Here is an 11,208-nt window from a genome sequence, read left to right on the forward strand (position 1 = left end):
AATCCGGCCCCCGCAACCAACACTTCTTAAAACAATAAACACCCTTAAGGGTGTTTTTTTGTATCTGCCGTTTGTGAAAGTGCCGGGCGAGATACCCGGCGTAATACCCTATCCCCGCCGCGCCAGCGTTTCCCCGTCTGAGAAATAGGCCCGAATACCCGCCAGAATCGACTCCGCCACTTCCTGCTGGAATTTAGCCGTCTTGAGCTTGCGTTCCTCTTGCACGTTACTGATAAACGCGGTTTCGACCAGAATGGACGGAATATCTGGCGCTTTCAGTACCGCAAATCCGGCCTGCTCGACGCTGTTTTTGTGCAGCTTGTTGACCCGGCCCAGTTTGCCCAGCACCGCTTTACCAAACTTCAGACTGTCGGTAATGGTCAGCGACTGCACCATATCAAACAGCGTATGGTCGACATAACGATCCCCGCTTTTGCTCACGCCACCGATTAAATCCGAGGCGTTCTGCGTGTCCGCCAGGTATCTCGCGGCGGTACTGGTCGCCCCTTTCGTTGACAGGGCAAACACCGACGATCCGCTCGGCTGGCGGCTGGTGAAGGCGTCCGCATGAATAGAGACAAACAGATCCGCGCGCTGCTTCTGCGCTTTCGCCACGCGGACCTTCAGCGGGATAAAGACATCTTCGTTGCGCGTCATGTAGGCGCGCATATTGCCCTCTTTGTCGATTAACGCCTTCAGACGACGGGCAATTTGCAGCACCACATCTTTTTCACGGGTGTGATATTTCCCAACGGCGCCGGAATCTTCTCCGCCGTGGCCAGGATCGAGCATAATCACAATCGGACGATCGCGCCCCGCCCTGCCCGGCTTAGGACCACTTTGCGCAGGTGGGACCTGCCGCTGGAGATCGCCTTTGTTGTAATCTTCAAGTAACGCCAGGAGCGGATCCTGAATATCCGTTGCATTCGCCGGATAGAGATCCATTACCAGGCGCTCCTTAAAGGCGGCAACAGGCGCAAGGGCAAAGAGCTGCGGTTTCACGTTCTGCTTCAGCTCAAACACCATGCGCACGGTTTGCGGATCGAACTGCCCGACACGCGCCGATTTGATAAAAGGATCGTCGCCACGGATCTGCGCCGCCATGCCTTTAAGCACGGAGTTGAGATTCACACCTTCGAGATCAACCACCACACGTTCAGGATTGCTGAGGGCAAATTGTTTGTATTTCAGCACGCGGTTGGACTCGACCGTCACGCGCGTATAGGTCGACGACGGCCAGACGCGCACCGCGACTACCTGGCTTGTGGCGGCAAGACCCACCTGGCTGACGCTAAGCAACCACATCGCCCCGGCCCCTTTTAACAGGCGGCGGCGGCTTATTGCTGAATTGGATCCCGACATGCTTCTCCCGAGCAAGAAATCTGATTGATGAACAAAACGCCCAAATTGACCGAAAACTTTAACGAATGACGCATAAACTGTCATCTATAAAAGGGTAAACAATCATACGTTAACGCACGGATTACTTATTATTTTCTGTGTGTCGCAGAAAATTTTGGCTTGCACACGCGGCCACAATCGAATAAAAATACATAAATAACGAATAAACATTCATTAAGGGTTGTGTCATGGTTAAGGAACGCAGAACCGAACTGGTCCAGGGATTCCGCCATTCTGTTCCCTATATCAACACCCATCGGGGGAAAACCTTTGTCATCATGCTTGGCGGCGAAGCCATTGAGCATGAGAACTTTTCCAGTATCGTCAATGATATCGGCCTGCTGCACAGCCTCGGCATCCGTCTGGTGGTGGTGTATGGCGCACGTCCGCAAATCGAAGCCAACCTGGCCGCCCATCACCATGAGCCGATCTACCACAAACATACCCGCGTGACGGATGCGAAAACCCTCGAACTGGTCAAACAGGCGGCGGGTCTGTTGCAGCTCGATATCACCGCCCGCCTGTCGATGAGCCTGAGTAATACGCCGCTGCAGGGCGCGCACATCAACGTGGTGAGCGGCAACTTTATCATCGCTCAGCCGCTCGGCGTGGACGATGGCGTGGATTACTGCCACAGCGGCCGCATCCGGCGCATTGATGAAGAAGCCATTCACCGCCAGTTAGACAATGGCGCGATCGTCCTGATGGGACCCGTTGCCGTTTCCGTAACGGGTGAAAGTTTTAATCTGACCTCAGAAGAGATTGCCACCCAGCTGGCCATCAAGCTGAAAGCGGAAAAAATGATCGGCTTTTGCTCCTCACAGGGTGTCGTGAACGATGAGGGCGTGATTGTGCCAGAACTTTTTCCGAATGAAGCCCAGGCGCGCGTCGAAGCGCTGGAAGCACAAGGCGATTACTATTCCGGTACCGTGCGTTTTCTGCGCGGCGCCGTCAAAGCGTGCCGCAGCGGGGTACGCCGCAGCCACCTGATCAGCTATCAGGAAGACGGCGCGCTGTTGCAGGAACTGTTCTCCCGGGACGGGATCGGTACGCAGATCGTAATGGAGAGCGCCGAGCAGATCCGCCGTGCCACCATCAATGACATCGGCGGCATTCTGGAGCTGATCCGTCCGCTGGAACAACAGGGCATTCTGGTTCGCCGCTCCCGCGAGCAGCTGGAGATGGAGATCGACAAGTTCACCATCATCCAGCGAGATAACCTGACCATTGCCTGTGCGGCGCTTTATCCGTTCCCGGAAGAGCAGATTGGCGAAATGGCGTGCGTTGCCGTGCACCCGGATTACCGTAGCTCCTCGCGGGGGGAACTGCTGCTTGAACGCGTGGCGGCACAGGCACGCCAGATGGGTCTGAGCAAGCTGTTCGTGCTCACCACGCGCAGCATTCACTGGTTCCAGGAGCGCGGCTTCACGCCGGTGGATATTGATTCGCTGCCGGAAAGTAAGAAAGAGATGTACAACTACCAGCGCCGCTCGAAGGTGTTAATGGCGGACCTGGGATAACAATCACCCTCTCCTGTCGGAGAGGGTGATTACTCAGACAGATTCAAAAATCGCGCTTAATCCGCTTCTGCGCTCGGTGCGAGTGGCAATCGCCTGACCCAGCACGCGCTCATCCGCATACAGCGACAGACGCTGGCGCGCACGGGTAACGGCGGTGTAGACCAACTCACGGGTTACGACCGGCGAAAGCTGTGTCGGCAGGATCAGCGCCGCATGGTTGAACTCTGAGCCCTGAGACTTGTGTACCGTCATCGCCCATGCCGTTTCATGCTCTGGCAGACGGCTGGGCTGGACGGACTTCACGCTGCCGTCCGGTAGCTGGAACCAGACGCGCAAACCGTTACCGCGATCGAGCGCAATACCGATATCCCCGTTGAACAGCCCCAGCGTACTGTCGTTGCGGGAGATCATCACTGGCCGGCCTTCATACCATCGCGAATGCTGCTGACGGTTAATTTTGCGTTTCTGCACGAGCAGCTGCTCCAGCCTGTCGTTCAGGCCCGCAACGCCGAACGGCCCTTCCCGCAATGCGCACAGAAGCTGGTATTCGCCAAATGCGGCAATGACCTGCCCGGGCTGACTGCGCTGCTGCACGCAGCTCAGAAAACGCTGGTATCCCTGGAGAGCCTCCTCAAGCATAGCCTGATACTCTTCCCCGCTTTGCAGCGATTTCTTTTCAATGTCAGTGAAAGAGCCGTCAAACACCGTGCGCGTGGCATGCCGATCGCCACGGTTGACCGCCGCAGCCAGCTGGCCGATGCCGGAGTTGCTACCGAAACGGTAGCTTTTTTGCAGCAGACACAGGCTGTCACGCAGTGCGCCTGCGACCGGCGAGTGAACGGGTTCAAGCGAGCAGCCGGTCAGGCGGGCAAGCTCCTGCGCCCGCGCGGCGGTATAACCGTAGCTGGCGTAGGTACAGATATCCCCCAGTACCGCCCCGGCTTCCACGGAGGCGAGCTGGTCGCGATCGCCCAGGAAAACCACGCGCGCATGCGGCGGCAGAGCATCGATCAGGCGCGACATCATGGTCAGGTCAATCATGGAGGCTTCATCCACCACCAGCACGTCCAGATGCAGCGGATTACCCGCATGGTAGCGCAGCCGCTGGCTACCCGGCTGCGCGCCGAGCAGACGGTGCAGGGTACTCGCTTCACCCGGGAAAAGCGCAAGCTGCTCCTGAGTGAGCGGCAGCTGTTGCATCGCACCGCCCAGTGATTCGGTCAGTCGCGCCGCTGCTTTACCGGTGGGCGCCGCCAGACGAATACGACATCGCTGCTCGCCTGATAGCTGGATCAGGGCTGCCAGCAGCTTTGCGACGGTCGTGGTTTTCCCGGTCCCCGGGCCACCTGAAATCACCGAAATCCGCCGCGTCAGGGCGACGGCCGCCGCCACTTTCTGCCAGTCTGTAGGCTCACCGGAGTCAAACAGCCTGTCCAGTGTCTGGCGAAGCTGCGCTTCGTCGCAGGGAAGCGGCGCGTTGGTCTCACTAAAGAAACGCGCTACCGTCAGTTCGTTTCGCCACAGACGGTTCAGATATAAGCGCTCCCCCGTCAGGATCAGCGGCGCCTGGTTTTCTCCCGGCCCGACGGCCAACGATTCGCGCAAAATTTTCTGCCAGTCCACCCTCTCCCCCAGCAGCGCAAAGCAGGACTGGAGGACAGGCGGCATTTTCTCGTCAACAACCAGACGCGAGAGCGGCAGACACACATGCCCCTCTCCGGCGTCTTTACTCAATAGGGCAGCGGCAAGCATCACGGCGGGCTGGTCAGCGGCAATCATCATGGCAAACTGCACATCCAGCTGACGCAGCACGCGTTGCTCTACCGCTTCCAGCAATAAGTCCTGCATCGTCATGCCATCTCCTCCGTGTTTGCTGCAAACAGGTTATCCATTTTATTAATCAATTCCGCATCCGGACGGGTGCTGAAGATCCCGGAGCGCGGATCGGCAGCGTCGACCCCGCGCAAGAAGAGGTAGATGACGCCACCAAAATGATCGTCGTAGCGGTAATCCGCAATACGGTGGCGTAAATAGCGGTGCAGCGCTAGCGTGTAGAGCTGATATTGCAGATCGTAGCGATGCATTTGCATGGCTGCCGCCATCGCCTGCTGGGTATAGGCTTCGCTGTTCTCGCCCAGCCAGTTCGATTTGTAATCCAGCAGGTAGTACCGTCCTTCGTGACGGAAGACCAGGTCGATAAAGCCTTTCAGCATGCCCTGCACTTGACGGAAGTTCAGCGGCGGGCAACCGGCTGAGAGCGGATCGTACTGACGGATAAGCGCATCGAGCGCGTCGGCCTTAAGCGGGCCTGCGACAGGCAGATAAAACTCCATCTCAACCTGTTTATTTCTGGCCGTTAGCTGACGAAGAGCGAAGCCCTGCTCAGTCAGCGGCGCCTGCAAAATGGCGTTGATCCAGTCAGTGAGAACGGGCTGCCAGTGCGCGTCATAGCCCCCGCTCTGTAACATCTTCAGCACCCACTCCTCACTGACAGGCTGAGTAAAATCAAGCTCTTCAAAGAGGCTGTGCAAAAAGGTGCCCGGCGACGCGCCGCGTGGGAACTGATGCGGAGTTAACGTCGGTTCAACCGGAATATCACCCACCCCTGCGGCATCCACGTCCAGCTTCGGCATGAGATCCAGCGCAATACTTTGCCCGTGCTGTTGCAGGCCAGAATAGCTGGTGACGCGCCAGTCGTCGGTAAGCACCCGCGTGATCTGGCGCGCATTAAGGTCGGTCGCGGGCTCTTGCGCCATTTGCCAGCGGCTATTGTCTGGCATAGACGGGATATGCAGCGCGATATCGTCACCGGAGAGCGACTCAATGCAGAGGCGCAACCCCGCCGCATCTTTCGGCTCGCCACGCTGAATAAGCCGCCCTAACGCGCTTAAATGGAAATCGCTTTCCCCTGTTTTCTCCCCGCGACGGCGGAAAACCGGGGCGACGCCCAGGCTGCAATGCCAGACAGAACGGGTCAGCGCCACGTAAAGCAGGCGCAAATCCTCCGCCAGACGCTCCGCTTCTGCCAGTTCAACGCTGGTCTCCGCCTTGCTGAGATCGAGCACCGCATCGAAAGTCTCGCGGTCATGGTAAAAGGCCTGATCCTGAACCCGGTAGTTCGCGATGAAAGGCAGCCAGACCAGCGGATATTCGAGACCTTTGGATTTGTGAATGGTGACGATTTGCACCAGATGCTTATCGCTCTCAAGACGCATCTGCTGGCTTGAAGAGTTACTGTTTGGATCCGCGATTTGCTGCGCCAGCCAACGCACAAGGGCATGTTCACTTTCAAGCTGGGTACCCGCTTCCTGTAACAGTTCGCTGATGTGTAAAATATCGGTCAGACGCCTTTCACCGCCGGATGTCGCCAGCATATTTTCGGCAATCTGACGCCGTGTCATCAGCTCGCGCAGCATCGCCATGACGCCGCGCTTTTGCCAGCGTTCACGGTAATGGACAAACTCTTCTACCACCGCATCCCATGCGTTTTCGTCATGGTTGAGTTCATCAATATCCCGTGCGTTCAACCCCAGCATAGAACTGGCCAGCGCGCTTCGAAGCGTATTTTCGCGCTCCGGCGCCAGCACCGCCTGAAGCAACCAGAGCATTTCCTGGGCTTCCAGCGTGTCGAACACGCTGTCGCGGTTAGAGAGATACACTGACGGAATATCCAGCAACGTTAGCGCATCGCGGATTAACGCCGCTTCCTGACGACTGCGCACCAGCACGGTAATATCAGAGGCCTTTACAGGATATGCCTGTTCCCCCTTCCACAGTAGTGCCTCGCCGCGCGCGCCTGCGCTTAGCCAGTCACGGATTTGCGCGGCGCAGTGCTGGGCCATCGCCGCCTGATAATCGGCAACGCCATAGCCTTCCCCCTCAAGCAGCCAGAAGGTCATGGCGGGTTGTACCGCACCGCTGACTTCGAAGCGCAGGGATGCGTTTTTTGGGGCGGATTTCACCGGCAGGAAAGGGATTTCATTGAACATAAACGCCGTCTCCATACGGCTGAACAGCGCATTGACGCTCTCAACCATCCCCGGAGCGGAGCGCCAGTTGGTATCTAACGTGTAATGCGCGACCACCTCACTACGGGCTTTCATATAGGTGAAGATATCTGCCCCACGGAAGGCGTAAATGGCCTGTTTAGGGTCGCCTATCAGCAGCAGGGCAGTGTCGGGCTGCTGTCGCCAGATGCGGCGAAAAATGCGGTACTGCTGGGGGTCGGTGTCCTGAAATTCGTCAATCATCGCCACCGGAAAACGGGTACGGATCGCGCTGGCGAGCGCTTCACCATTCTCGCTGGACAGGGCTTCGTCCAGGCGGCTCAGCATGTCATCAAACCCCAGCTCGCCCCGGCGACGTTTTTCGCGCGCGACTGCCTGGCGGATCTCCGTCATGGCGCGGGTGATCATCAGGTCATTGAGCGTTAATGGCTCCGCAAGCAACGCTTCAATCGCCACAAACAGGGGATGCTCAGGCACAATACCGTCGGCTTTGGTTCGCTCGGTCAAAAAGCGCTGCGAAAATTTTTCCAGTGCGTCCGGAAGCTGGTAACCCCGCGTCTCCTCATGGGCCCAGGCGCTGATCTTTTCGATCCACTTCCCCTGGTTCCCACGGTTGAACTTGCGTCTGTCGATGCCTGAGTTTTCGATGATTGCATCAATTTCACCAACCGACTCATTCCACTTCTGCTTAAGCGCGGTAATTTTGGCGACGATCTTTTCATGGCGCGAGGCCAGCGTTTCATCGGCAGGCGGAGGAGATTTAATGACCGGCGCTTCGCCTTGCAGGTAACGGTCGATGGCGCGAAGAAGCTCTTCCGGACCTTTCCACAGGGCGTGAACCGCTTCAGCAATGTCGCGCTGCAACGGATAACAGTGACGACGCCAGAAATCCGCACAGGCCTGATAGCGAAGCTCGGATTCATCTTCAATAAGCTGCTGCTCAAAGAGCATGCCGGATTCAAACGCATTCAGGCTCAGCATGCGCTGACAAAAACCGTGAATGGTGAAGACGGACGCTTCATCCATTTGCCGTTCGGCCAGCAGCAGCCATTGCGCAGCCTGTTGCTTATCCGCAATCTCGTCCAGCAGGCTCGCGTAGAGGGGGTTATCCGTCGTCTGACGCAGACAGGCGATGCGCAGCTCATGAATGTTGCTGCGAATACGGCCACGCAGCTCGGCAGTGGCCGCTTCGGTGAAAGTTACCACCAGCAGCTCTTCCACGCTTAACGGGCGCGAAAAAGCGGCGTTGCCGCCGAGCCCCAACAGCAGACGCAGATAGAGCGCGGCGATGGTATAGGTTTTTCCCGTTCCCGCTGAGGCTTCAATCAGTCGCTCACCCTGTAGAGGTAAACTTAGGGGATCAAGCGGCTCAGCGGTATGGGTCATTCTTTCTTACTCCAGGGCATAGTTTGTTGCAGCGCGCTGACGCTCTTCCAGACGGTCCACTCTTTTGATTTTACGTAGTCCGTTTTCCCGTTCTGGCTGCCAGAAACCTGAGACAGGATGGCCATACCCTGCGGTTTTACTACCGCCTGATGGAAGAAATCGGCAACTTTTTGTGGCGTCAGCTGTTTTATTTCGGCCACTATTTTATCACGCGAATCAAATTTCATATTACCGCGATCAAAATCTTTGCTCAGCTGCGAGGCCTCTTCACCCAGCGTCTGCGGCGGTTGCATCACCTGGGCGATAACCGCCTGCTGGATCTGGGCAAACTCTTCCGGCTTCATGGCGCGCAGTTTTGCTTCCGCCTGCGGGAAGAATGCCTGATAACGTTGCCACAGGTAAGCGGGTTGCTTGTCGCTGCTTTGCAGAAGGAAGCCCAACCCCCACTGACGGCCCACATTCATCGAGAAAGCGAATACCGCATAACCCAGCTGCTCTTCGGTGCGCAGCTGGTTGTAAAACCACGGCTGAATAATTTGACCGAGCACCGCACTCTGGGCAGAGCTGGTAAATTCGTCATATCCGACAGGGACAAACACCGCGGCCAGCGCGGAATCCGTGCTGCTTCCCGCTTTTTCGAAGATCGCATTCTGCTTTTTCTCTACCAGCACATCCTGGTTACGGCACCACTCATCGCCTTTTGAACCCAGTTGCGCACGCACGTTTTGTGCCAGCTTTTTAGCCTGATCTTCGCTCATGTTCCCTACAACCAGGAACTCCGGACGGGTATTGGTTTTCAGCGAATCACGGTAAGCCAGCACCTCTTTTAAGGTGACTGAGGGCAATAACGCGCGGCGATCTTCGCGCTGGAAATAAGGAATTTGGGACAACATCTGTGCTGGCATAATCGCCTGATCGTAGGCTTTACCCTTCTCGGCAGAATCCATCATCTGGGCATACCAGGACTTAGCCTGCTCGAGCTGTTCTTCCGTAGGCGTATAGCTGAAATAACCGTCCAGCAGCGCCTGGAACAGCTGCGGCAAACGCTGGGTATAGCCGTTGGCATTCACCATCAGGCCGTTATTGGCATTGGTGGAGAAACTGATACCGCCAACGGCAGCCTGGTTGCTGAGCTGATCGAGGGCAATACCGGCCAGATAATCGTTAAGCGCAAACAGCACCTGGTTTCTGGCGCTGTCCATTGCTTTAGGATTACGCAGCACTACGCTGACATCCGCTTTTGGCTCGTCGCCGAAATAGCGGCTTGGGGTGTAGACCACGCGCAGCGTCGGCTCATCAACAATCAGCTCCGGATGCGGATAGGCCTTTGCGGGTTTGATCAGCGAGAAATCGTCCGGGATGTAGGGGTTAAGCTCCGGTAACTTCAGCGCAATTTCCCCCGCCTTTTTCTGCCAGCCCGCGAAGGTCTGTTCGCTGATTTTTTCAACCTGATACGGGGCATCAACGAAGTAGGCCATTTTGTTATGCGGTTCGTTCGGGCTGATATACCAGACGCGGGCATTCTGCGGAGTCATCATCGCCAGACGCGCTTTGAGCGCCCCGGCGTCATACTGATCGGCAATATTTACCGCATCCAGCGTATGTTCCACCGGCACGCGGATCATGGTATCTGCCAGCCACTCGACGTAGTCCATATCACGCGTAATAGAGGGATAGCGGAAATCGAGATCCAGCACGTGCGCCAGCTCGTCGAAGTAGCGTTTATCGACGCCTTTGTCGCGCAGCAGAGAGAGGTAACTGAAAATGGCCGCAACGACGTCGTCACGGTGAGCCAGCCCTTTATCGGTCAGCGTCGCGGAGATGGCCAGCACGCCGCTATTCCCGTTTACGACGGGATCGGAGTCAGCGCGAATACCTTCCACCAGCCCCTGCTTTTGCAGCCAGTCGGAGAGCGTACCCGGGCTGCGGTTACCGATAAGATAAGTCACCAGCTCGTCGGTTTTGCTGCGGAACTGCGCCGTGTTGTTATCAATACGGAATTCAACGCGTAACACCTTGCGCGGCAAGGCCGGCACATAGTGAATAACAATGCCTTTTTGCGCGTCCGTGACAACCGGCACGTTAATCTGCGGCAGATCGATATTTTTATTTGGCACCCTGCCATAGGTCTGCGCAGCCATGTTTGCCAGCGTCGGCAACGGTTTATTGCTGTAAATAACCGCTTTCATCAGATTGGCGGAATAGTATTTTTCACGAAACGCATGCAGCGCATCGAGCACCGGGCTACCCGGCTTGTCGCTCAGCGTTTCAAGGTTGCCGCCTGAGAAGCGCGAACCCGGATGCGCCGGATTGATGGTTTCAGCGCTAACCTGCGCCATGCGCATACCGTCTCGCGTGCGCGCCATCGTCAGTTCGGCGTTTACGGCGTTGCGTTCCCGGTCAGCATATTTTTTATCCAGCAGCGGTGCGGCGATGGCATCCGCCAGACGGTCCACCGCCCCGTCAAGCGCATCATTTTCCACTTCCAGGTAAAACGCGGTACGATACGGCGCAGTGCTGGCGTTGTGGCTGCCGCCATGCATTTTCAGAAATTCGGACAGGCTGTCAGGCTGTGGGTATTTTTTAGACCCCATCAGCGTCATGTGCTCAAGGTAGTGCGCCAGTCCCGGATGGGCGTCAGGATCTTCCAGCGACCCCACCGGCACAACCAGTGCGGAGAGCGATTTAACCGCCTGAGGATCGGAAACCAGCAACACGGTCATCCCGTTATCAAGACGAATCGCCTGATACTGACGGGTGTCCTTATCGCTCTTACGGATTGTTTCCTGGACAGGTTGCCAACCGGAATCGGCCTGAGTGACGGGAGCCCAAAGGGCGATAAACAAAACAAATGCTTTGAACAAGGTGCTGCCTGGCATTACGACCTCTTTATC

Annotated in this window: 5 protein-coding genes; 1 reads left to right on the forward strand and 4 read right to left on the reverse strand. The window is 56.9% G+C overall.

From position 1 onward, the window contains the following. Positions 1–108: 108 nt before the first annotated feature. Positions 109–1,362: an N-acetylmuramoyl-L-alanine amidase AmiC gene (amiC, locus tag IPZ49_RS00390; protein WP_022649226.1), complete on the reverse strand. Its 1,254-nt coding sequence runs from the start codon at positions 1,360–1,362 to the stop codon at positions 109–111. 227 nt (positions 1,363–1,589) lie between these two features. On the opposite strand from amiC, the gene argA reads away from it, so the two are divergent. Continuing rightward, positions 1,590–2,921 carry an amino-acid N-acetyltransferase gene (gene argA / locus IPZ49_RS00395; RefSeq protein WP_022649227.1) on the forward strand — a complete coding sequence of 444 codons (1,332 nt, stop codon included), beginning with the start codon at positions 1,590–1,592 and terminating at the stop codon, positions 2,919–2,921. Positions 2,922–2,954: 33 nt separating this feature from the next. Here argA and recD read toward each other — a convergent pair whose 3' ends face one another. From recD to ptrA, 3 genes are read right to left on the reverse strand one after another with little or no spacing between them, the layout of a single operon-like run. Next, positions 2,955–4,775, reverse strand: a complete 1,821-nt coding sequence (gene recD / locus IPZ49_RS00400; RefSeq protein ID WP_063929120.1) for an exodeoxyribonuclease V subunit alpha — start codon at positions 4,773–4,775, stop codon at positions 2,955–2,957. After that, the gene (gene recB / locus IPZ49_RS00405; protein WP_063146481.1) at positions 4,772–8,314 is read right to left on the reverse strand and encodes an exodeoxyribonuclease V subunit beta; all 3,543 of its coding nucleotides are present in this window, start codon (positions 8,312–8,314) and stop codon (positions 4,772–4,774) included. The genes recD and recB overlap by 4 nt, the downstream gene beginning before the upstream one ends. Then, complete coding sequence (ptrA, locus tag IPZ49_RS00410) at positions 8,311–11,193, reverse strand: pitrilysin (protein ID WP_063146482.1); 2,883 nt, start codon at positions 11,191–11,193, stop codon at positions 8,311–8,313. Before ptrA ends, recB begins: the two co-directional genes overlap by 4 nt. Positions 11,194–11,208 lie beyond the last annotated feature (15 nt).

The organism is Enterobacter cloacae complex sp. S2, from assembly GCF_015159675.1.
GTDB classification, from domain to species: Bacteria; Pseudomonadota; Gammaproteobacteria; order Enterobacterales; family Enterobacteriaceae; genus Enterobacter; species Enterobacter intestinihominis.